The 22,816-nt window shown below is 70.9% G+C and carries 21 protein-coding genes; 12 read left to right on the plus strand and 9 right to left on the minus strand.

What is annotated here, in order from left to right; genetic code table 11:
* Nucleotides 1-61: 61 nt before the first annotated feature.
* The 7 genes from ABNF93_RS22970 to ABNF93_RS23000 all read right to left on the minus strand — a co-directional run bounded on the left by ABNF93_RS22970 (nt 62) and on the right by ABNF93_RS23000 (nt 8,209).
* Nucleotides 62-1,228 carry a 4-hydroxybenzoate 3-monooxygenase gene (locus ABNF93_RS22970; RefSeq protein WP_349330211.1) on the minus strand — a complete coding sequence of 389 codons (1,167 nt, stop codon included), beginning with the start codon at nt 1,226-1,228 and terminating at the stop codon, nt 62-64.
* Nucleotides 1,229-1,355: 127 nt separating this feature from the next.
* Nucleotides 1,356-2,816 (minus strand): benzaldehyde dehydrogenase, encoded by a 1,461-nt coding sequence (locus ABNF93_RS22975; RefSeq protein WP_349330212.1) that lies wholly within the window; start codon nt 2,814-2,816, stop codon nt 1,356-1,358.
* A 153-nt stretch (nt 2,817-2,969) separates the two neighbouring features.
* Entirely contained in the window at nt 2,970-4,604 is a 1,635-nt protein-coding gene (locus ABNF93_RS22980) for a thiamine pyrophosphate-dependent enzyme (protein WP_349330213.1), read from the minus strand.
* Nucleotides 4,601-5,500: an ABC transporter ATP-binding protein gene (locus ABNF93_RS22985; protein WP_349330214.1), complete on the minus strand. Its 900-nt coding sequence runs from the start codon at nt 5,498-5,500 to the stop codon at nt 4,601-4,603. Before ABNF93_RS22985 ends, ABNF93_RS22980 begins: the two co-directional genes overlap by 4 nt.
* Before the next feature lie 20 nt (nt 5,501-5,520).
* Nucleotides 5,521-6,345, minus strand: coding sequence for an ABC transporter permease (locus tag ABNF93_RS22990; protein ID WP_349330215.1), 825 nt, complete (start codon nt 6,343-6,345; stop codon nt 5,521-5,523).
* Nucleotides 6,342-7,169: an ABC transporter permease gene (locus tag ABNF93_RS22995; RefSeq protein ID WP_349330216.1), complete on the minus strand. Its 828-nt coding sequence runs from the start codon at nt 7,167-7,169 to the stop codon at nt 6,342-6,344. The genes ABNF93_RS22990 and ABNF93_RS22995 overlap by 4 nt, the downstream gene beginning before the upstream one ends.
* On the minus strand, nt 7,166-8,209 hold the full coding sequence (locus ABNF93_RS23000; protein ID WP_349330217.1) for an ABC transporter substrate-binding protein: 1,044 nt from the start codon (nt 8,207-8,209) through the stop codon (nt 7,166-7,168). The genes ABNF93_RS22995 and ABNF93_RS23000 overlap by 4 nt, the downstream gene beginning before the upstream one ends.
* Before the next feature lie 333 nt (nt 8,210-8,542).
* On the opposite strand from ABNF93_RS23000, the gene ABNF93_RS23005 reads away from it, so the two are divergent.
* The 11 genes from ABNF93_RS23005 to ABNF93_RS23055 all read left to right on the plus strand — a co-directional run bounded on the left by ABNF93_RS23005 (nt 8,543) and on the right by ABNF93_RS23055 (nt 19,476).
* Nucleotides 8,543-9,373 carry a CoA transferase subunit A gene (locus tag ABNF93_RS23005; RefSeq protein ID WP_349330218.1) on the plus strand — a complete coding sequence of 277 codons (831 nt, stop codon included), beginning with the start codon at nt 8,543-8,545 and terminating at the stop codon, nt 9,371-9,373.
* Nucleotides 9,374-9,401: 28 nt separating this feature from the next.
* Nucleotides 9,402-10,268, plus strand: a complete 867-nt coding sequence (locus ABNF93_RS23010; RefSeq protein WP_502877610.1) for a CoA-transferase subunit beta — start codon at nt 9,402-9,404, stop codon at nt 10,266-10,268.
* Entirely contained in the window at nt 10,265-11,449 is a 1,185-nt protein-coding gene (locus tag ABNF93_RS23015; protein WP_349330219.1) for a thiolase family protein, read from the plus strand. Before ABNF93_RS23010 ends, ABNF93_RS23015 begins: the two co-directional genes overlap by 4 nt.
* 67 nt (nt 11,450-11,516) lie before the next feature.
* A complete protein-coding gene (gene pcaH, locus ABNF93_RS23020) occupies nt 11,517-12,257 on the plus strand; it encodes a protocatechuate 3,4-dioxygenase subunit beta (RefSeq protein WP_349330220.1) in 741 nt (246 codons plus the stop codon).
* Complete coding sequence (gene pcaG / locus ABNF93_RS23025) at nt 12,247-12,837, plus strand: protocatechuate 3,4-dioxygenase subunit alpha (protein WP_349330221.1); 591 nt, start codon at nt 12,247-12,249, stop codon at nt 12,835-12,837. The genes pcaH and pcaG overlap by 11 nt, the downstream gene beginning before the upstream one ends.
* Before the next feature lie 10 nt (nt 12,838-12,847).
* On the plus strand, nt 12,848-14,191 hold the full coding sequence (gene pcaB / locus ABNF93_RS23030) for a 3-carboxy-cis,cis-muconate cycloisomerase (RefSeq protein WP_349330222.1): 1,344 nt from the start codon (nt 12,848-12,850) through the stop codon (nt 14,189-14,191).
* Nucleotides 14,188-14,613: a 4-carboxymuconolactone decarboxylase gene (gene pcaC, locus ABNF93_RS23035; protein WP_349330223.1), complete on the plus strand. Its 426-nt coding sequence runs from the start codon at nt 14,188-14,190 to the stop codon at nt 14,611-14,613. The genes pcaB and pcaC overlap by 4 nt, the downstream gene beginning before the upstream one ends.
* Nucleotides 14,610-15,404, plus strand: a complete 795-nt coding sequence (locus tag ABNF93_RS23040; RefSeq protein ID WP_349330224.1) for an IclR family transcriptional regulator — start codon at nt 14,610-14,612, stop codon at nt 15,402-15,404. The genes pcaC and ABNF93_RS23040 overlap by 4 nt, the downstream gene beginning before the upstream one ends.
* A 79-nt stretch (nt 15,405-15,483) precedes the next feature.
* Nucleotides 15,484-16,329, plus strand: a complete 846-nt coding sequence (locus ABNF93_RS23045) for an ABC transporter ATP-binding protein (protein WP_349330225.1) — start codon at nt 15,484-15,486, stop codon at nt 16,327-16,329.
* 28 nt (nt 16,330-16,357) lie between these two features.
* A complete protein-coding gene (locus ABNF93_RS23050) occupies nt 16,358-17,353 on the plus strand; it encodes an ABC transporter substrate-binding protein (protein ID WP_349330226.1) in 996 nt (331 codons plus the stop codon).
* Nucleotides 17,354-17,358: 5 nt separating this feature from the next.
* Nucleotides 17,359-19,476, plus strand: coding sequence for an iron ABC transporter permease (locus tag ABNF93_RS23055; RefSeq protein ID WP_349330227.1), 2,118 nt, complete (start codon nt 17,359-17,361; stop codon nt 19,474-19,476).
* Between the two features lie 324 nt (nt 19,477-19,800).
* On the opposite strand, the gene ABNF93_RS23060 is transcribed toward ABNF93_RS23055, so the two are convergent.
* Complete coding sequence (locus tag ABNF93_RS23060) at nt 19,801-21,108, minus strand: FAD-dependent oxidoreductase (RefSeq protein ID WP_349330228.1); 1,308 nt, start codon at nt 21,106-21,108, stop codon at nt 19,801-19,803.
* A gap of 57 nt (nt 21,109-21,165) precedes the next feature.
* Between ABNF93_RS23060 and ABNF93_RS23065 the strand changes: the two genes are divergently transcribed.
* Nucleotides 21,166-21,798, plus strand: coding sequence for a flavodoxin family protein (locus ABNF93_RS23065; protein WP_349330298.1), 633 nt, complete (start codon nt 21,166-21,168; stop codon nt 21,796-21,798).
* A 104-nt stretch (nt 21,799-21,902) separates the two neighbouring features.
* On the opposite strand, the gene ABNF93_RS23070 is transcribed toward ABNF93_RS23065, so the two are convergent.
* The gene (locus ABNF93_RS23070; RefSeq protein ID WP_349330229.1) at nt 21,903-22,715 is read right to left on the minus strand and encodes an Fpg/Nei family DNA glycosylase; all 813 of its coding nucleotides are present in this window, start codon (nt 22,713-22,715) and stop codon (nt 21,903-21,905) included.
* Nucleotides 22,716-22,816: the final 101 nt, after the last annotated feature.

A 22,816-nucleotide genomic window follows, 5' to 3' on the forward strand; every position in this document is an offset into this window, starting at 1 on the left:
AAGGGGTTGCATGGTAGCGCACCGCCCCTCGTCGGGGCAGTATGGCGCGCGCCGGCACCCCCTAGGGGATGCCGACGTAGTTCTCCGCGAGACTGCGGGCGTACGCCGGTGACGTCGTGACATAGCGCAGCTGCGAGAGCTGGAGCTTCACCTCGTACGGATCGTGACCGGGGAACCGGTGCAGCATCGAGGTCATCCACCAGGAGAAGTGCTGCGCCCGCCAGACCCGGCGCAGGCAGGTGTCGGAGTAGCTCGCGAGCAGGTCGTCGCGGCCGTCGGCGTACCACGCGGCGAGCGCCTCGCCCAGCACCTTGACATCGGCGAGGGCGAGGTTCATGCCCTTCGCGCCGGTCGGCGGCACGATGTGCACGGCATCACCGGCGAGGAAGAGCCGCCGCCACTGCATCGGTTCGACGACCAGGCTGCGCATCGCGGTGACACCCTTCTCCAGCACCTCGCCCTCGGTGAGCCGCCACCCGTCAGCCATCGCGAGCCGGGCCTGCAACTCTGCCCAGATCCGGTCGTCGGGCCAGGCGGCAACGTTCTCGTCCGGAGGAACCTGCAGATAGAGCCTCGACAGTTCCGGGGTACGCATGCTGACGAGGGCGAAGCCGCGCTCGGAGTGGCAGTAGACCAGCTCATTCGTCGCGGGCGGCGCGGCGGCGAGAATGCCCAACCAGGCAAAGGGATAGGTGCGTTCGTACGTCGTCAGGACGCCCTCTGGCACGGCGGACCGGCTCACGCCGTGGAAGCCGTCGCAGCCGGCGACGACATCACAGCGCAGTTCCACGTCGCGGCCCTCGTGTCGGAAGGCGACGACGGGCTCGTCGACATCGAGACCGTGCAGGCGTACGTCGGAAACCTCGAAGAGGATCGGCTCCCCAGCGGACAGGCGGGCCGCCACGAGGTCCTTCACCACCTCCTGCTGGCCGTAGACGGTGATCGCCCTCCCCGTCAGCTCGGTCATTGGCACCCGGTGCCGCTCCCCCGCGAACTGCAGGTTGACGCCCTCGTGCACCATCCCTTCCCGCTGCAGCCGCTCACCCACTCCGGACTCGACGAGCAGGTCGACGGCACCCTGTTCGAGGACGCCCGCGCGGAGTCGGTGCTCGATGTAGTCGCGGCTGCGGATCTCCAGGACCACCGAGGAGATGCCGCGCAGGTGCAGTAGGTGCGCGAGCATCAGCCCCGCCGGGCCCGCGCCGATGATGCCGACCTGCGTCCGCAACGGTTGCTCCCTTCCCTCGCATGAGGGTGCCCCTCATCCAGTCCGCTTCCGTAGGAGGGTGCCCCTCACCCAATAGGTTCGTAGGAAGGGGCCCTCATCCAACCAGGCGACGTTCGGTACACGCGGCTCAGAACGGGTACGGCGAGATGTCGCCCTGCACCGTGAGCCACTGGGTCTCGGTGAACGCCTCGATGTTCGCCGCCGCACCGCCGAACCGCGCGCCGGTCCCGGACGCCGCCACCCCACCGAACGGCGCGACCGCCTCGTCACTCACCGTCTGGTCGTTGATGTGGACGATGCCGCTGGGGATGCGTTCGGCGAGGGCGATCGCCTTCATGACGTCGCGGCTGAGGATGCCGAGCGAGAGACCGTACTCCGTGTCGCCGGCGAGGGCGACCGCCTCGTCGAGGTCGCCGAACGCCGTCACGGGGGCGACCGGACCGAACACCTCCTGCGCCCAGGCGGGCGTCTCGCGAGTCACGTGGGATAGGACGGTGGGGCGGTAGAACAGTCCTTCGTACGTCCCACCGGCCGCGAGCGTCGCCCCCGCACCGATGCTGGACGTGACCAGGGAGTGGATCTTGTTCCGCTGGCTGGTGTCGATGATCGGTCCGAGCGCCACCTGGTCGACGGCAGGGTTGCCCACCGGGAGATGATTCGCCTTCTGGACAAGGCGTTCGGTGTAGTCGGTCGCGATGCGTTCATGCACGAGATGCCGGCCGGTCGTCATGCAGATCTGCCCCTGGTGCAGGAACGAACCGAACGCACCCGCCGACGCCGCGAGGTCGAGGTCGGCATCATCGAGCACGATGAGTGCGGAGTTGCCGCCGAGCTCCAGGTGGACGCGCTTGAGGTGCCTGCCGGCCACCTCGGCGACCTTGCGTCCGACCGCCGTCGAGCCGGTGAAGCTGACAACCCGCACCCGTGGATCCGTGATCAGCGCCTGGCCGGCGTCGCCGCCGCCAGGGAGTACGTGGAGGACGCCATCGGGCAGGCCCGCCTCCTGGAAGATCCGCGCGATCGTCACCCCACCCGACACGGCGGTACGCGGATCCGGCTTGAGAACGACGGCGTTGCCCAGCGCCAGCGCCGGCGCGACCGACCGGATGCCCAGGATCAGCGGAGCGTTGAACGGCGCGATCACGCCGACGACGCCCGCTGGCAGTCGACGCACCATGCTGAGGCGTGGCTGCTCCGACGGGATGATCTCGCCCAGGGCCCGCGACGGCAGCGTGGACGCTTCGTAGGACTCCTGCGTCGCGATGTGCGTCTCCAACTCCGCCTTGGGCGGGATCGAGCCGGTCTCCCGGATGATCCAACCCTGGATCTCCTCGTTGTGCTGGTCCCAGAGGGCTCCGGCCCGGCGGAGTACCGCGGCCCGCTCCTGGAATCCGGTCGCCGCCCAGGCCCGCTGCGCCTCGGCCGCACGGGCGCACGCCGTGGCGACGTCACCCGCGTCCGCACGGCCGACCTGGCCCAACTCCTCCCCCGTGGCAGGCTCCACGACGGGAGCCGCACCGCCTTCCGCGGTCACCCAGCCGGAGCTGAAGATCCGTCCGGACCAGGTGGTGTCGTCGAGGAGTGTCATGCTCGGCTCCCTCTCGTGGTCGAAGGCGTGGGGTCGAAGGCGTGGGGTCGGAGGCGGCCAGGGGTCGGAGGCGGCCAGGGGTCGGAGGCGGCCAGGGGTCGGAGGCGGCCAGGGGTCGGAGGCGGCCAGGGGTCGGAGGCGGGTCGATGGTCGTCAGGGGTCGAAGTGTTCCTCCGCGACGACGCGGATGTCGAGAAGCAGGGGATCCTGGCGGCCGGCGAGCGTCGGTACCACTTCGTCGAGCACCGCGGTCAACGTGGCGTGGTCGTCGATCCGCCGGGCCGGACAGCCCAGACCGCCGGCGAGTGCATGGATGTCCACGCCGTCGAAACCCGGCCACGGTGGCCTACCCCCGTGGCGTTCGGCCAACCGGTCCATGATCGCGTAGCCGCCGTTGGAGAGGACGACGAACAGCACGCCACATCCGTACCGCACGGCGCTCCACAGGGCCTGGATCCCGTACATCGCCGAGCCGTCGCCGACCACCGCGACCACCGGCCGGCTCGGGTCGCCCATGCGGAGGCCGGCCGCCGCGGGCAGCGCGAAACCGAGGCCACCCATCGCCGCGCTGACGAACCCGCGCGGCGCACGAGCGGGTAGGAGCCGATGCAGGTCGGGGCGGGTCGACGGGGTTTCCTCGACGAGTACGACGTCGGCGGGGAGCCGTTGGGCGAGCGCGGCGAACACGTGGGCGGCGCGGAGGAGGGGTCGGCCGCCCACGTGTTCGCCGCGGTCCTGGGGTGCTTCGCCGGTGCGGACCGGCGGGGACGCTTCGGCGGCGGGCCCGGAGCGCTGGGTGACGAGAGTCGCGAGGTGGGCGCAGGTGAGGGCCGGGTCGGCGACGACGCCCAGGGCTGCCGCACTGTGGTGGACCTCCGCGGGGTCGTCGCTCACCACGATGATGCTGACGCCGGCCGGAACGAGCGGCCCCGGTTCGTACGGATACTGCCGGAACGCGGGCGCGCCGACGACCACGACCACGTCGTAGGTCTCGAGAACCCTGCGCAGCTTTCCCCGCCCGGCCGGCAGGTGACCCGCGAAGAGCGGGTGGTCCTGCGGAAACCCCGCCCGCGCACCGAAGGACTCCTGCCACACCGGGCAGCCGAGGCGTTCGACCAGGGCGGTCAGCGCCTGCCACGTGGTTGGATCATCGGCCCCCGCGCCGGCGACGATTGCAGGCGTCCGCGCCGCGTCGAGCCGCTTCGCGATCTCCGCCGTGGTCGCGGCATCGGCGGCGCTCGCGCGGCGTACGACCTGGGGTGCAGCCAATCCCAGCCCGGCCGCGGGGTCGATCTCAGCCGACCAGTCGTCCATCGGAACGACGACGAGAGCCGGTCCGCGCCCCGTCGCCGCCTCGTGCCAGGCCCGCCGGATCGCGGCAGGTACGTCCTGCGGGAGCACCGGTTGGTCGGCCCACACCGGATACGCGCCGGCCAACGCGTCCAGCCGCCGGCCGGCCAGGAAGGGCTCCAGCGCCAGATGCCGACGGTCCTGCTGCCCGACGAGAACGACGAGCGGCGCGCGGTTGACCCGCGCGGTCGCGAGCGCGCCTACCGCGTTGCCCAGACCAGCGGTCGTGTGCAGGATCGCCAACGCCGGATGGCCCGTCGCGATCGCGTGCCCGGTCGCCATCCCGACCACGGAACCCTCGTGCAGCGCGAGAACGAAGTGGAAGTCGTCCGGCATCCCGGCCAGGAACGGCACCTCCGTCGAACCAGGGTTGGCGAAAGCCGTCCGCAGGCCGCAGTCACGCAGGACGTCGTACGTCGCCTCGCGGACCGTCGTCACGACTCGGCTCCCCCCACCCGTTCCGCCCCGTCAGTCCGCCCAACCACGTCGGAGTCCGCTGCGGCCTCGGAAACCGCCGTCCGGTGGCCCTGCTTCGCCCGCTGGATCTGGGTGAAGACGTGTGCCCGCAGCTCGCCGAACCGGGTCGACGACCGGGTGGTCAGCTGGTCGCGGGCGTCGGGCAGGTCGACGGGTACGTCGTCCATCACCACGGTCGGCGCGGCGGACAACACGAGCACCCGCTGCCCGAGATAGACCGCCTCGTCGATGTCGTGGGTGACGAACAGGATCGTCACACCGAGCCGCTGCCACAGTGCCCGCACCAGATCCTCCAGGTCGGCGCGGGTCTGCGCGTCGACCGCGGCAAAGGGCTCGTCCATCAACAAGACATGGGGTTCGTACGCCACCGCCCGCGCGAGGGCCACCCGCTGCTGCATGCCACCGGAGAGCTGCCAGGGGTACGCCGAGCCGACGTCGCCCAGCCCCACCGCCTCGAGCGCCTCGACCACGAGTGCGCGTCGGCGTGCCGACGGTAGCTTCTTCTGCTTCAACGGGAGCTCGACATTGGCGGTCACCGACATCCACGGGAACAGGCTTCTGGCGTACTCCTGGAACACCACGGCCATTCCCGGCGGCGGCCCGTCGACGTCCCGGCCATCCAGCACGACGGACCCGGACGTGGGCGCCAGCAGCCCCGCCACGCATTTGAGCAGCGTCGTCTTCCCGGCACCGGACGGCCCGACGACGCACACGAGCGAGCCCTTGGCGACGCCGAAGCTCAGGTCCCGCACGGCCTCGACCGAACGGCCCGGCCCTTCGTACACCTTCGCGAGCGCACGGACCTCCAGCAACGCACCCGCGGTTCGCGGCACCGACCCGGTGGTGGCCGACGTCATCACCTCACCTCCTGCCACGTTCAGCCCCGGCCGCTGTGTCTGTCCGTGGGACGACCCACGGGACCCAGCGCACTGGCATGCCAGGCGAGGACGCGACGCTCGAAGGCCCGCATCGCCAACGCCAGGCCGAAACCCAGCAGACCGAGGAGAAAGATCCCCGTCCACATGTCCGTCACCGCGAACGAACGCTGGAACGAGATCACCGTGAAGCCCAGCCCGTTGTTCGCGGCGAACATCTCACTGATGACCATCAGGATGATCCCCACCGACAGCGCCTGCCGCATGCCGGTGACGATCTGCGGGCTGGCCCCGCGGACCACGAGATGGCGCAGCCTTGCCCAGCCACGGATTCCGTACGAACGGCACGTCTCCGCCAGCACCTCGTCGACCGCGCGGACGCCTTCGACGGTGTTGAGCAGGATCGGCCAGAGACAGCCGGAGACGACCACCAGCACCTTCATCGTGTGCCCGAGGCCGGCGAAGAGGATCAGCACCGGCACCAGCACAGGGGGCGGGATCGCGCGCAGGAACTCCAACACCGGTTCGCAGAAAGCCCGCACCCGGCGGTACGAACCGATGACGATCCCCACACCGCCGGCGACGAGCGCGACGCCGAAGCCGGCGGCCAGCCGGAGCACGCTCGGCACCACGTCCTGGACGAAACGCTCCCCGAACCAGACGTCGTCGAAGCTCGCCAGGATGCCGGACAGTGGCGGCAGGTAGTAGCTCTCGCTGTCCGCCGACGCCACCCACCACACGGCGAGGAGGACGACGGGAAGCCCGAAGGTCAGGCCGATCCACCGGGCGGCCCGAACGACGCCGACCCCTGCGTTGCTGCCGTTCATGCGGGCAGCTCCCCTCGGACCGACGTGTGCCAACGGAGTACGCGGCGCTCCAGCAGTCTCGCCGCGAGGTTGACCGCGACGCCGAGAAGGCCGGTGACGAGCACCAGGGCGTACATCGTGTCGACCGCCCCACCTGCCTGCGCCGTGCCGATCCGGTTGCCGAGACCAGGCGTACCGATGATGAGCTCTGCGGTGATGGTGAGGATCAACGCGACCGCGGCGGCGAGGCGCAGGCCGGTCATCACATAGGGCAGCGCGCTCGGCCACACGACATGACGGATCCGCGCCAACCGCCCCAGCCCGAACGTGCGCGCCGTGTCACGCGCCACCGGATCGACGTCCTGGACGCCGTACAACACCTGCACGAGGATCTGCCACATCGACGCGTAGACGACGAGCAGGAGCGTCGAGCCGAGCCCTGTGCCGAAGACCAACACCGCAAGGGGAATCAGGGCAACGGACGGGATCGGACGAAGGAACTCGATCGTCGACGCCGTGATACTGCGCAGCGCCGGGACCGTGCCGATGACGACGCCCGACCCGATGCCGAGAACGAGCGCCACCAGCAGCCCGACGAACCACCCGCGGACCGTCTCGGCGACGGCGATCCAGAACCCGGGCGTGCCCAGTTGTTCGGCGAGCGCCGCCGCGATCCCACTGAAGGGTGGGAGGTACTCCGGCGCGACCAGGCCGACGCGGGGCACCAGTTCGAGCAGCAGCAGGAAGGCGCCGAACCCCAGGATGCCGAGGACGGCGTTCGAACCCGCCAGCCGGCGTGCGGTGGCGCGGCCGCCGCCGGGCCGCGTCACCACCGTCGACGTCATGGCAGGACGTCCCCGACGTCGAACTTCTCCTTGATCAGGCCGTCTTCGTACATCAGGTCGGCGAGGGTCTGCACCGCATCGGCGTTGACGTCCGGCGGCCATGCGGGAAGGACGATCTTGTCCGCCACGGCGGGGTCGATCTCGGTATAGGTCGACAGGATCTCGCGGGCCTCGTCCGGATGTTCATCGGCGTACGCCAACGACTTCTCGATCGCCGCCGTGAACCGCTTGGTGAGATCGGACTCCTCCGCGATGACCTTCTCGGTCGTGAAATAGCACGCGATCGTCAGGTCGGGCGCGGGATCGGCGAAGTTCGACGCGACGAGTTTCGCACCCTGGTCCATCGCGATCGTGAGGAACGGTTCCACGACCATCGCGGCGTCGACCCGGTGGTTGGCGACGGCCGCCGGCATCTCCGGGAAGGGCAGCTCGCTGAACCGAACGCCGGTCGGATCCCCGCCATCCTTGCGGATCGACGCTCTCGTCGTCGTGTCGCTGATGTTCTGGAGATTGTTGATCGCGACCGTCTTGCCGGCGAGATCCTTGGCAGAGTTGATGGGTGAGTCCTCGGGTACGACGATGCCGCCGAAGTCCTTGCCCACCTCGCCGGTCGACGCGTTGCCGTTGGCGATGGCCTTGAGCGGGATGTTCTGCGACCGCGCGATGATCAGCGACGTCACGTTGCCGAACGCGAAGTCGAAGTCACCGCTCACCACACCGGGCACGGCAGCGGCACCGCCGGTGGTGTTGACGACCTCGAGGTCGATGTTCTGCTCTTCGAAGAATCCCTTGGCCTTGCCGAGGTGCAGGGGCGCGACGTCGACGATCGGGATCGCGCCGACCCGTACCTTGTCGAGACCGCCGGCGGACCTCTCGTCCTTCGTACTCTCCCGCTCGCCGCCCCCCGGCGGTCCGGGTGCGTTCTCCGACAGGCTGCCGCAGGCGGCGGAGGCGAACAGCAGGGCGGTGACGACGGCCGCGGCAGCGACCCGGGCGACCGCCCCTGCGTGGACAGTGGTGCTGCTGACGAGACGCCGCATCGATCTCTCCTACGAAGCGGAGGTCCAGACGCTTCTGGACGAGTGTTCGCTGCACGAACGACTGTTCACTATGAGAACGTAGAGACATCCCGCCTCCGCCGTCAATGGCAGCCGCCACATTGCCGACGCGCGAAGCCCGCCGTGGCGCGGGTGCCCCAGCAGTGGGTGAGGACGACACTGGCCGCCGGAGGTGCTCCGAGCGCCACGAGACGTTGACGCGTACAGCCAGGAGCCCGTATGTTCGTGATAAGAACATGCGTCCGCGATGCGAACATCGACCCGACGACGACGGCTCGCTGTCGCGGCGGAGAAGGACTTCCTGGGGGTGGGGCGGTGGCTGAGATCCTCCCGCTCAGCGCGGCCGTCGCGGACCTCGTCCACGACGGCGACATGGTGGCCCTCGAGGGCTTCACCCATCTCATCCCCTTCGCCGCCGCGCACGAGATCATCCGCCAGCGACGCCGCGACCTGACCCTGGTCCGCATGACGCCCGACCTGATCTACGACCAGCTCATCGGCATGGGCTGCGCCAGCCGGCTCGTCTTCAGCTGGGGCGGCAATCCCGGCGTCGGATCGCTGCACCGGTTCCGCGATGCCGTCCAGAACGGCTGGCCGGGTCCCCTCGAGATCGAGGAGCACAGCCATGCCGGCATGGCCAACCGCTATGTCGCGGGTGCGTCGGGGCTGCCGTTCGCGGTGATGCGCGGCTACACGGGCACCGACCTGCTCGAGTACACCGACACGATCAGGCCGATCACCTGTCCGTTCACGGGCGAGGTCCTGACCGCGGTCCCGGCGTTGCGTCCCGACGTCGCGATCGTCCACGCCCAGCGTGCCGACCGGGCGGGCAACGTCTCGATGTGGGGCATCACCGGCGTGCAGAAGGAGGCAGTCCTTGCCGCGGAACGGTCGCTCGTGACCGTCGAGGAGATCGTCGACGAACTCACGCCCGTGCCCGACCAGGTGGTGCTTCCCACGTGGGCGGTCACCGCGGTCGCGGAAGTCCCGGGCGGGGCGCATCCGTCGTACGCCATGGGGTATTCCGTCCGCGACAACGACTTCTACGTCGCGTGGGATCCGATCAGCCGGGACCGGGAAACCTTCCAGCGTTGGATGGCCGACCACGTGCTCGGAGTAGGCGAACCGGACGGCCAATCACGATGACGACCCGGGAGCGAACCGTGGAGCGGCGGTGCGGGAGGGGGCAGCGGTGAGTGAGGCGTACACCTCAGACGAGATGATGACGGTCGCGGCGGCGCGGCGGCTGCGCGACAACACGGCCTGCTTCGTCGGTATCGGCCTGCCGAGCACCGCCGCCAACCTCGCCCGTGCGACGCACGCGCCCGGCCTGGTGCTGATCTACGAGTCCGGGTGCCTCGGGGCGAAGCCCGGCCGGTTGCCGCTGTCCATCGGAGACGGGGTACTCGCGGAGACGGCCGACGCCGTGGTGAGCGTCCCCGAGGTGTTCAACTACTGGCTCCAGCCCGGCCGCGTCCACGTGGGCTTTCTCGGAGCCGCACAGATCGACCGGTACGCCAACATCAACACGACGATGATCGGCAGCGACTACGCGAACCCGAAGGTCCGCCTGCCCGGAGCCGGCGGCGCGCCGGAGATCGCGGCGTCCTGCCAGGAGGGGGTTGTCGTCGTACGCCAGACCCAGCGGACGTTCGTCCCGCGGCTCGACTTCGTGACCTCCGTGGGCTTCGGCACCGGCCCGGGCGACCGGCAGCGGCTCGGCCTCACCGGCGCGGGACCCCGACTCGTCATCACCGACCTCGGCATCCTCGAACCCGATCCGCAGACCTGCGAACTCACCCTCACCCACCTGCATCCCGGCGTGAGTGTCGACGAGGCCCGCGCGGCGACCGGATGGGACCTCGCCGTCGCGACGCAGGTCGAACGGACGGAACCGCCGACGGAGCGGGAACTCACCGTCCTGCGTACCCTCATGGCCACGATGCGCGGCGGCCACGGCACGACACAGCCCAGGCCGACCACGGAGTCCACGCCGACGACGCCGAGCACCCGACCGGCCGAACGGAGTGGTACGCGGTGAGCCGGGACGTCTACATTCTCGATGCCGTTCGTACGCCGATCGGCAGGCACGGCGGCGCCCTGGCCGGCGTACGCCCGGACGACCTGGCCGCCCACGTCGTCGGCGAGGTCGTCCGCAGGAGTCCGCAGCTCGACCCCGCCCGCATCGACGACGTACTCCTCGGCGATGCCAACGGCGCCGGCGAGGACAACCGGAACGTCGCCCGGATGGCCGTCCTGCTCGCCGGCCTACCGACATCCGTCCCCGGCGCGACGCTCAACCGGCTGTGCGGGTCGGGAATGGAGGCGGCGGTCGAGGCGAGCCGCGCGGTGGCGCTCGGCGACGCGTCGCTCGCCATCGCGGGTGGCGTGGAGTCGATGAGCCGGGCGCCGTGGGTGCTGCCGAAGCCGGAACGGGCCTATCCGCGTGGGCACGAGACGCTGGTCTCGACGACGCTCGGTTGGCGCCTCGTCAATCCGGCGATGCCGCCTGAGTGGACGGTCTCGCTGGGTGAGGGCGCGGAGATCCTCGCCGAGAAGTACGCCGTCGGCCGCGATGCCCAGGACGCCTTCGCCCTGAGGAGCCACCAGCGGGCGGCTGCCGCGTGGGAGGCCGGGGCGTTCGCCGAGGAGGTGACGCTCATGCCCGGCACCGCCCTCGAACGCGACGAGTGCATCCGGGCGGACACCTCGATGGCGGCGCTCGGTGCCCTGAAGCCGGCGTTCCGGCCGGACGGAACCGTCACCGCCGGCAACTCCTCACCCCTCAACGACGGCGCGGCGGCGCTGCTCATCGGCGACGCGGACGGTGCGGCCGCGGCGGGCCGTGAGCCGTTGGCGCGGATCGTCGCGCGCGGTGTCGCCGCCGTCGAGCCGCAGCTCTTCGGTATCGCGCCGGTGCATGCCGCCGAACGGGCGCTGAGCCGCGCCGGCCTGCGTTGGGCCGACCTCGACGTCGTGGAGCTGAACGAGGCGTTCGCGGCCCAGTCGCTCGCCTGCCTCGCCGAATGGCGCGAGCTCGATCCCGAGATCGTCAACCCGCTCGGCGGAGCGATCGCGCTCGGGCATCCACTCGGCTGCTCCGGCGCGCGCATCCTCGGGACACTGGCGTGGCAGCTGCACCGCCGGGGCGGCGGACGCGGCCTGGCCGCGCTCTGCATCGGCGTCGGCCAGGGCCTCGCCGTCATCCTGGAGAGCCCATGATCCCGACGCGCCAGCCCAGGCAGCCCACGTGTCCGCACGGTCGATCCACAGTGACGGGAGCGCGAGGATGACGCACCAGCAGACCGGCCTCGTCCTGCCGAGGTACGAGCCCGCCACCGGGGCCCATCCCCCGCTGGACTCGCCCGGCTACAAGTCGACCGGGTTGCGTTTCCCGCACGCCCCGCTCGTCGTCCTGCCCCAGCGGCTCACCGAGGTGACGGGACCGCTGCTCGGCGAGGAACGCATCGGCGAGCTCGACCACGACCTGACCCGCCAGCACCCGGGCGGCGAGGCGCTCGGCCAGCGGATCCTCGTGCACGGCAGGGTCCTGGAAAGCGACGGCCGGCCCGTCCCGAACACCCTGGTCGAGGTGTGGCAGGCCAACGCCGCCGGCCGCTACCGCCACGCTCTCGACACCTGGCCGGCGCCACTCGACCCGCACTTCACCGGCGCGGGTCGGGTGATGACCGACGCCGAGGGACGGTACGAGTTCCTCACCATCAAGCCGGGCGCCTATCCGTGGCGCAACCACCCCAACGCCTGGCGGCCGGCGCACATCCACTTCTCGCTGTTCGGGCGGGCGTTCACGCAGCGGCTGGTGACGCAGATGTACTTCCCGGACGATCCGCTGTTCGACCAGGACCCGATCTTTTTGTCCGTACGCGACGAGGGCGCGCGGCAGCGGATGGTCTCCCGCTATGACCACGACCGTACGACGCCGGAGTGGGCGCTCGCGTTCTCGTTCGACATCGTGCTGCGCGGCCGCGAGGCGACGCCGTTCGAGGAGGAGGACGACGATGACGAGTGACGCTGGATCCCTTACCCGGTGGGGGATCACGCCGTCGCAGACGGTCGGTCCGTACCTCTCCCTCGGCCTGCCGTGGTCCGACGGTTCGTACGTCGTCCCCGCCGGGACGCCTGATGCCGTCCGGATCGGCGGCCAGGTCGTCGACGGCGCCGGCGTACCCGTCCCCGACGCGTTGGTCGAGACGTGGCAGGCCGACCCGGCCGGACGCTTCGACCACCCCGACGACCCGCGCGGCGCGTGTCCACCCACCGTGCCGGGCTTCCGCGGCTTCGGCCGCAGCCCGACGGACACCGACGGCCGCTGGTGGGTGCTGACGGTCAAGCCGGGGTGCCTGCCGTGCCCGGACGGCGACCTCGAGGCGCCGCACCTCACCGTGTCGGTTCTCGGCCGCGGGATGCTCGATCGGCTGGTGACCCGGATCTACTTCCCCGACGAGCAGGAAGCGAACGCCGCCGACCCGGTGCTCGCGGCGTTGCCGGCCGCGGCCCGCGCCACGCTGGTCGCCCAGAAGGACGAGGACGGGCTTCGCTTCGACATCAGGCTGCAGGGTGCGAATGAGACCTGCTTCTTCGCGGTCTGACGGACCTGGGGTGCCCGGGTTGTTCGGTCCGCTGTTCGGGGACGCCGAGGTCGACGCGGCGGTGTCCGACACCGCCGTCCTGCAGGCGATGCTCGACGTGGAGAGTGCGCTCGCCCACGCGGCGGCCGACGCGGAGCTGTTCCCCCGCGAGACGGCGGAGGCGATCTCCGCCGCGTGCGAGCCGCACCGTTTCGACATCGCGCGCCTGGGCGAGGACGCCGAGGGCGCCGGCAATCCCGTCGTACCCCTCGTTCGCGCCCTCACTGCCCAGGTTCCTCCCGGGGCCCGGCCGTGGGTGCACCACGGCGCGACGAGCCAGGACATCCTCGACACCGCGTTCGTCCTCGTCGTGACGCGTGGTGTGGACGTGCTGGTCCCGACGCTCGACGCCGCGGCGTCGGCCTGCGCGCGGCTGGTGGAGGAGCATCGCGGGACCCTCATGGTGGCGCGTACCCTCGGCCAGCAGGCGCTCCCGACGACGTTCGGACTCAAGGCCGCCGGTTGGCTGACGGGTCTCGACGTGGCCATGGACCGCCTGGCGAACGTACGCCGGAACCTCGCGGTCCAGCTCGGCGGCGCCGCCGGCACGCTCGCGGCGTTCGGTCCCACGCATGGGCTGACCGTCCTCGAACGGCTCGCCGCCCGGCTCGGCCTGGCCGTCCCGACGATTCCCTGGCACACGAACCGGCAACGTTGGCTGGACGTCGCGACCGCGCTCGGCGGCGTGGTGGCGGCCGCCGGCAAGGTCGCACTCGACGTCTCCCTCATGGCGCAGACCGAGGTCGGCGAGGTCGCCGAGGGCGGGAGGCGCGGGGGGTCGTCGACGTTGCCGCACAAGCGCAACCCGGTCGATTCCGTTCTCATCCTCGCCGCGGCCCACCGCGTACCCGGCCTGGTGGCGACCCTCCACGCGACCGCCCTGCACGCACACGAACGCGCCACCGGCGCCTGGCACGCCGAGTGGGAACCGCTCCGCGACCTGGTCCGCCTGACCGGCTCGGCGGCCGGCCGCACCCACCGGCTGCTCGGCGGACTGGAGGTCGACACCGACCGGATGCGGGCGAACCTCGACGCCACCGGCGGGCTCGTCATGGCGGAGAGTGTCGCGGCCCGGCTCGCCACGGTGCTCGGGCGTACCGCCGCCCACGACCGGGTCGGCGAGCTGGCCCGCACCGCCCTGCGTACCGGCACACCCCTTCGTGACCACCTCCTCGCCGCCGACGACATCCGCCAGCACCTGAGCCCGGTCGACATCGACGAAGCCCTCGATCCGGTCGGCTGGCTGGGCTCGGCGGACGCCCTCATCGACCGGGCGCTGGCCGCGCACCGCGAGCGGACGACGACGAAGGGATGAGCGTGGACGGCAACGGCACAACCGGCAGCCGTGACAACGACCGCGACCGGGTGCGCTACGAACAGGGCATGGCCCTACGCCGGGAGGTCCTCGGCGACGCCCATGTCGACCGGGCCATCGCGCGCACGGACGAGGTCACCGCGGACTTCCAGGACCTCATCACGCGGTACGCCTGGGGTGAGATCTGGTCCCGCCCGGGTCTCGACCGGCGTACCCGCAGCGTGATCACCCTCGCGATCCTCGCGGCGTTGCACCACGACGACGAACTGGCGATGCACGTCCGGGCCGCCCGGCGTAACGGACTCGACCAGGCCGAGATCTCCGAGGTGCTGCTGCAGGTGGCCATCTACGCTGGGGTCCCGGCAGCCAACCGGGCGTTCGCGATCGCCCAGCGGGTCCTGCGGGAGGAGAAGGACGCGTGAGCGAGGAGAGCGAGACACCCGCGAGAGGGACGGAGTACGTCCAGTCCCTCGAACGCGGACTCGCCGTGATCCGTGCGTTCGATGCCGACCATCCGGAGCTGACGCTGTCGGAGGTCGCCCGGCTGACCGGGCTGACCCGCGCGGCCGCCCGACGGTTCCTGCTGACGCTGGTGGAACTGGGTTACGTACGCACGGACGGTCGGCGGTTCGGCCTGCGGCCGCGGATCCTCGAACTGGGATACGCCTACCTGTCGAGCCTGTCGCTGCCCGAGGTCGCCGAGCCGCACATGGAGGAACTCGTCGCCCAGGTGCACGAGTCGTGCTCGGTCTCGGTGCTGGACGGTGACGAGGTCGTCTACGTCGCCCGCGTCCCGACCAAGCGGATCATGACGGTGGCGATCAGCGTGGGGACGCGGTTCCCTGCGTACGCCACGTCGATGGGGCGGGTGCTGCTCGCGCATCAACCGGCCGAGTGGCTGGAGGAGTACCTCGCGACCGCCGAGCTCAAGCCCATCACCCGACGGACGATCACCGATCCGGCGAGGCTGCGGAGCACGCTGGCGCGGATCCGTTCGCAGGGTTTCGCCGTGGTGGACCAGGAACTGGAGGAGGGACTGCGGTCGATGGCGGTCCCGCTGCACGACCCGAGCGGAACGGTCGTCGCCGCGATGAACGTCTCGGCCCGCGCCAGCCGGGGCAGCGCCGACACGATTCGCCGCGAGCTGCTCCCGCCGCTGCAGGCCGCCGCCCGCAAGGTGGAGGCTGACCTCGGTGCCCGCCCTGGTGGATGAGGGGACCCTTCAACCAGCCCCTCATCCGCACTGGAACGGGGGTTGCTTCACGGGTGGGAGGTTAGGCTAACCTTACCGGGTGCACGATGCCGGAGAGCAACACCCGCGCGCCACCACCGCCGGGTTGCGTGGGGTGGACCTCCACCTCGGCTACCACGGACACCAGGTCGTCGACGGTGCCTCCATCCGCCTGCACGCCGGCGAGGTCACCGCACTTGTCGGGCCCAATGGCAGCGGCAAGTCCACGCTCCTGCGTTCGCTGGCACGCCTACACCGTCCCACGTCGGGACAGGTCCTCCTCGAGGGCGATGCCGACGCCCTCGCCCTCTCGGCCAAGGAGTTCGCCCGAAGGGTCACGCTGCTCGCCCAGACGCATCCGACTCCGACCGGAATCAGCGTGCGCGACGTCGTGGGCTACGGCCGGCACCCTTACCGCGGTCGCTGGCGTACGCACGACCCGGAAGGGCCTGCCGCCATCGCCTGGGCCATGGAGGTCACCGGCACCGCCGGCATGGCCGACCGCGCGGTCGACGAACTCTCCGGCGGTGAGCTCCAGCGCGTCTGGCTCGCCACGTCCCTCGCCCAGCAGACCGGCGTCCTGTTGCTCGACGAACCGACGACGTTTCTCGACCTGCGCTACCAGATGGAGATCCTCGACCTGCTGCGTGACCTCGCCGACGCGCACGACGTCGCCATCGGCGTGGTCCTGCACGACCTCAACCATGCCGCCGAAGTCGCCGACCACGTGGTCCTGCTGGACGACGGCAGCGTCGCCGCCAGCGGCCCACCCGGCGAGGTGCTCACCGCCGAGCAGCTCTCCCAGACCTACGGCATCCGGATCGACGTACGCATCGACCCGGACACCCACCTGCTGACCACCCAGCCGGTCGGACGGCACACCCACCGAGCCCGGACATCCGTCTGAGCATCGCGAACCACACCGAAGGACTGTCATGACATCGCGTCGTACGCCCGTCACGGGTGTTCTCATCGCGCTCGTGTCGAGCGTGTTCCTGCTCGCCAGCTGCGGGACCACCGAGGAGGCGGCCGCCCCCGGCGACCGGGCGACCCCGGCCGACAAGGCCGCACCCGTGTCCGTCACCGACTCCCGCGGCAAGAAGGTGACCCTGAAGGACGGGCCGGCGGAGCGGGTCATCGCCCTGGAGTGGAGCGAGGTCGAGGACCTCGTGACTCTCGGCGTCATGCCGGTCGGCATCGCCGACCCCAAGGGCTTCGCCACCTGGAACGCCGCCGTACAGCTCGACGACTCCGTGAAGGACGTCGGCAGCCGGGGCGAGCCGAGCGTCGACTCGATCGTCGCCCTCGAGCCCGACGTCGTGATCGTGGAGCCCGACCGCGGCGAAGCGCTCATCCGGCAGTTGGAGGAGCAGGTGCCGGTGATCGTCATCGAGGGTAGCGACGCCAGCAACAACATCGCCCAGATGAAGGGGAACTTCACCCTCATCGCCAAGGCGGTGGGCAAGGAGGACAAGGCGGCGACGGTCGTCGCGGAGTTCGACGAGGCGCTCGCCGCCGGGCGGAAGAAGCTGGCTGCGGCCGGCGTCGCGGGCGAAGGGTTCGCCATGGCCGACGGCTGGATGGAGGGCAGCTCGGTCAGCATCCGGATGTTCGGAAAGGGCTCGCTGATGTCCGACATCGCCGAGGAGCTCGGCCTCGAGAACCAGTGGAAGGCCAAGGTCGACCCGACGTGGGGTCTCGGCCAGACCGACGTCGAAGGGCTCACCGGGCTGAAGGACGTGCACTTCTTCTACAGCGCCTCCGAGGACGACGTCTTCGCCGAAGGTCTCGCGGACAACGCGATCTGGACCTCGTTGCCCTTCGTCAAGGACAAGCAGCTCTACAAGCTCGACGACGGCACGTGGACGTTCGGCGGCCCGCGGTCCTGCATCTCGTTCATCGACCAGGTAGTGAAGGCGCTCGCACCTTGACCCAGGTGGAACGCACCTCGCCGGCAGTCCCGGCAGGCCCGCCAGACGAACGGCGGCGGGCCACACCGGGCGGCGAGGCGACTGGTCCGCTGCGCCGCACCCGCGTCGCCGTCGTCGCCGTACTCGGTCTCGCCGCCGTCGCCGCGCTCAGCGTCGTCCATCTCGTCCAGGGCACGTCCGAGATCGGCGCCGGAGACCTGCTCCGGCTCGCCCTCGGGCAGGAGGACACGAACGCCTGGAACGTGCTCATCGCCTCCCGGCTGCCCCGGCTGGCCGCCGGCCTGATCGTCGGCGTGGCCCTGGGCGTCGCCGGTGCGTCCCTCCAGTCACTGGTCCGCAACACGCTCGCCTCACCGGACACCCTCGGCGTGAACGCGGGCGCCCACCTCATGGTGACCGCCGCCGCGGCGTTCGGCCTGTCGCTGCCCGTCCTCCCGGCCGGTGGGCTCGCCTTCCTCGGCGGTCTCGGCGCGGCGGGCTTCGTCCTGCTGTTGTCCGCCGGCGGTGCATCTGGCCCGGCTCGGCTGATCCTCGCCGGCTCCGCGACCGCGCTGGCCCTGGCGTCGCTCACCATGTTGTTGCTGTTGCTGTTCGAGGAGGAGACCAAAGGGCTCTTCGCCTGGGGCAGCGGATCATTGATCCAGGCGGACCTGAACGCGAGTACGCAGATGGCGCCGGTCCTGCTCGCCGGTGTCGCCGGGCTGCTGGTGCTCGGTCACCGGCTCGACATCCTCTCCCTTGGCGACGACGCCGCCTCGGTGCTCGGCGTCGGCGTACGGCGGACCCGCCTCATGGTGACCGTCCTGGCCGTGCTGCTGACGGCCGCCGCCGTGACGGTGGCGGGCCCGATCGGCTTCGTCGGCCTGTGCGCACCGGCGATCGTCCGGCTGGCCGCACCGCTCGTGCCAGGGATCCTCCGCCACCGCGTGCTCCTTCCGTTGGCGGGTGTCGCGGGCGCGCTCATCGTCATCGGCGCCGACGTCACGCTGCGGACGTTCATGGGCGGGCAGGGCGGCGTCGACATCCCGACCGGTGTCATCACCAGCATGGTCGGGGCCGCGGTGCTCGTCGGGCTGGCCCGCCGGCACCGCGACTCCGGGCCGACCAGGCAGCCGCCGGCCGCACGGACGAAGGCCGGGCGCAGCCGGGTGCGGTTCTGGGTGGTGTTGGGCACTGGCCTGGCCGCGGCGGTCGGAGCCATCGTGGCCGGTGCGCTGCTCGGCGACACGCTGCTCCTCACCGGCGACATCGGCAACTGGCTCGCCGGTGTGGCCGGTCCGAAGACCAGCTTCGTCCTCGACACCCGACTTCCGCGGGTCGCTGCGGCCGTGCTGGCTGGTGTCGCCCTGGCGATCGCGGGCGTGACCGTCCAGGGTGTCTGCCGCAACCCTCTCGCCGAACCGGGCATCCTCGGCATCACGGCGGGTGCCGGCGTGGGTGCCGTGACCCTGCTGACCCTCGCGCCCCTGGCCGGCATCTGGCTGATGTCGGCGGCTGCGGGTGCGGGAGCGGTGGTGGCGTTCGCTCTCGTCTACGCACTGGCCTGGCGCACCGGGCTGAACTCCGACCGGCTCGTCCTCATCGGCGTCGGCGTCTCGGCCGGCTTCGCCGCTCTCACCACGTTCATCATCGTCGCGACCGATCCGTGGAACACGTCGAAGGCGCTGATCTGGCTGTCCGGTTCGACCTACGGACGGACCTTCCCGCAGGTGCTGCCCCTCGTCATCGCGCTGGTGGTCCTGACGCCGTTGGTGTGTGTCGTCCGCAGGGACCTGGACCTCATGGCGCTCGACGACGACACGCCCCGCGTTCTCGGCGTACGGCTGGAACGCACCCGGCTGATCGCCCTCGCCGGCTCGGCCATCCTCACCTCGACCGCGGTGTCGGCGGTCGGCGTGGTGGGCTTCGTCGGCCTCGTCGCGCCGCACGCCGCCCGGGCGCTGGTCGGCGGCAGGCACGCCCGGGTGATCCCGGTCGCGGCCGTGCTCGGCGCGCTGCTGGTCAGCCTCGCCGACACGATCGGGCGGTTCGTGATCGCCCCCGCGCAGATACCGGCCGGGTTGCTCACCGCGCTGATCGGTACGCCGTACTTCGTCTGGCTGCTCTGGCGCTCCCGCGCCTGAGTCCAGAGCCTCCCTCGCCCCCAACGCGAGCACGGTGCGTAGCCGGTCGGCGTACTCACCCGCGATCCGAGTAGTCCGACTCATGCGACCACCCGCCCACAACGACCAGGCTCGACACCCGTAGGTCTCTGCCCACTCTCGCAACGGAGACACGCTCATGGGTGCTCATGGCAAGCGGCGTGCGCCGAAGCCACGCAACGGCTGGAGGATCTCCAGGATGGTCGTCGCCAGCCTGATCGTGCTCGGCGGCCTGGTGTTCATCGGTGCGCTGATTCTCAGCGTGATCGTTTTCACCGACTTCGGGAGTAGCTGACGGCCCTGTGGCTACCCGGCCGCGCCCTCGTCCCGAGACGCTGTCGGCGAATCCGGAAGCGGAGTCGACAGCGCCTCGAGGCGCCGGCTGAGGCGTACTCTCCACACTCCCTTGCCGACCAGTCGCGCAGGAATCCGGCGCAGCACGGGGATCCGTCCGGCCAACGCGAGCGCGCGCGGCATCCGCACGGTGCCTCCCTCCTGGGCCGTCCTGTCCCGGGTTGCTCCGTCCTGGGCGGTCCCGGCGCGCAGCACGGGAGTCTGGAGCCGGTTCTGGATCGCCGACTGGAACGCCTGGACGATCCGGACCGGGATGGCGCGCCGGCGTTGGACCGAGCGGAGATGGTGTACGGAGACCCGGCCGTACCGCAGCGGCTCGACCAGGACGTTGGCCGCCACCACGGCGTCCTGGATGGCGAGGTTGATGCCCACGCCGGCGACCGGGGTCATGGCGTGCGCGGCGTCGCCGATGCAGAGCAGTCCGGGACGGTACCACCGGGGCAGCCGGTTGGACCGGATCGAGAGGGTCTTCACCTGGTCCCAGTCGGCGAGCTCGCCCACCCGGTCGGCGACCTCGGGCACAAGTCGCGCCAACGACCGGCGGAACGCCTCCAGCCCGGCGGCGCGGACCCTCTCCTGCGTGCCCTTGAGGATCAGGTAACCCACCTGCCAGTACGTGAACCGGTTGAGCAGGACGACGAACTCACCGGCGCCGATGCGTACCGACAGACCTTCCGGGTCGTCCTCTCGGCGGGAGATCCGGAACCACAACACGTCGAGAGGCGCGGAGTTGTCCTTCGGCCGCAACCCGGCGGCGGCCCGCAGCGTCGAGTCGCGCCCGTCGGCAGCCACGGTGAGCTCGGCGCGTACCTCGTGGTGGCCGCCGTCAGCAACCCGGTAACGCACCCCCATGACGCGGCCGCCGGCCTCCAGCAGACCCTCGACCTCGGCCTCCATCAGCAGCCGGAAGTGCGGATAGCGCCGGGCCTCCGCCGTGATCAGGTCGAGAAAGTCCCACTGTGGTACGAACATGATGTACGGAAAGGGCGTCCGCAGCTGCGTCAGGTCGACCACCTGCGCCTCCTCGCCCCCCGCCCGCACGGTTGCGGTGGAGACCTTCGAGTGCGGCAGCGCGTGCACCTTCTCGGCGAGTCCCAGCTGGTCCATCAGCTCCAGCGTCGACGGGTGCAGGGTGTCGCCCCGGAAGTCCCGCAGGAAGTCGGCATGCTTCTCGAGCACGACGACGTCGACGCCTGCCCGGGCGAGCAACAGGCCGAGCATCGCGCCGGCCGGCCCACATCCGGCAATACAGCAGCTCACCCGCGAGGACTGCCCAGTACTGGCGTACGCAAACGTTCCAGCCCAACGTCGGTGGGTATGGGACCGGGCGGGGGTGAGGCGATGCACGCCGTGGTGCTCAACTGCACGCTCAAGCCGTCTCCGCAGCCGTCCAACACCGCGTTGCTCGCCCAGGTCGTCGTCGACGAGCTCGAACGCCTCTGCGTCAGCGTGGAGGTCGTCAAGGTCGTCGACCTGCGGATCCCGCCCGGCGTCGAGACGGACCTGGGCGAGGGCGACGACTGGCCACGCCTGCACGGTCTGTTGCTGCGGTCGGCGATCCTCGTCATCGCGAGCCCGACGTGGCTCGGCCGACCGTCGTCGATCGCCCAACGGGTCCTCGAACGCATGGACGCGATGCTGTCCGAGACCGACTCCGAGGGCCGGCCGGTCGCGTACAACCGGGTCGCCGGGGTCGTCGTCACCGGCAACGAGGACGGTGCACACCACGTGATCAGCGAGATCGCGGGTGCTCTCGTGGACCTCGGTTACACGGTGCCCGGCCAGGCGTGGACCTACTGGAACGCGGGACCGGGGCCTGGTCCGTCGTACGCCGACACCGCGCACGGGCACGCCTGGTCGGAGCGGACGGGACGCACGATGGCGCGCAACCTGCACGCCGTCGCCCAGGCGATGTCGGGAGCGCCGATGTCCGCACCGCCGAGCGAGTGAGGGCCGATCGTCGCCGTAAGCGGGAGAGGACGCAGCTGCATTCGGTGCTGTCCGGTCGGACGAACAAGGACTTCGAAGACGACTGAAGGCCCACCCCAGCCTGCTCATTCGGGTTGGCAGTGCGGGCACCAGACGGTGGTGCGGCCGCCCACTCTGCTTCGGCGAAGCGGGGTGCCGCAGCGCGGGCACGGGGCGTCCTCGTCGTCGCGCCAGCCGGTGAGCCACCGGGCGTAGCCGGGGACGCGGCCGCGATCGATCGACTGCCGCAGGACGTTCCGCATCTGGCGGTACAGGCGGTGGCGGTCGGCACCCGTCAGGTCGCTCGTCGACCGGCGCGGCTGCAGGCGGGCCCGCCAGAGGATCTCGTCGACCAGCAGGTTGCCGAGACCGGCGAGCACGGCCTGGTCCATGAGGGCGGGCTTGAGTTGCCGGCGTAGCCCTGCCAGGGCTTGGTCGAAGTCCTCGGCCGTTACCGTCCACGCGTCGGGCCCGAGCCGCGACAGGAGCGGGGCGAGCGCGTCGTCGGCCTGGACGAGTCGGATGCCGTGCAACTTGCGGAGGTCGCGATAGCGCAGTTCACCTTCGGCGAAGCAGAAGACGACCCGGTCGTCGCGATGGCGCGGCTCGTCGTGGATTCGGCCGGTCCAGACGAGACCGCCGGTCATGCCGAAGTGGAAGATCACGGTGGGATCGCGCGAGCGGTGCCTCTGGCCGGGCGTTCGCAGCGGCGCCATCAGCCATTTGCCGCGCCGGTCCGGGTGCGCGAACATCCGCCCGCGCGTCGCGCCGTCAAGTGCTGGGGGGTTCGTGTCGCGGAGTACGCCAGGATCCTCGACCGTGACGGCCTGGATCCGGCGCCCGGTCGCGTGCTCGGCCAGAATTCTCCGGAACCCCTCGACATCAGGAAGCTCAGGCACTCCTCAAGCCTTCCACCCCCGCGCCGTCCTGCGCCGCACACAAGGGACCTCCGGGATGCCGACAACACCCGGGGCTTGTCGTCCCGGAGGCCCAGTGGCGT

It is taken from the genome of Actinopolymorpha sp. B9G3, from assembly GCF_040120725.1.
Lineage (GTDB): Bacteria > Actinomycetota > Actinomycetes > Propionibacteriales > Actinopolymorphaceae > Thermasporomyces.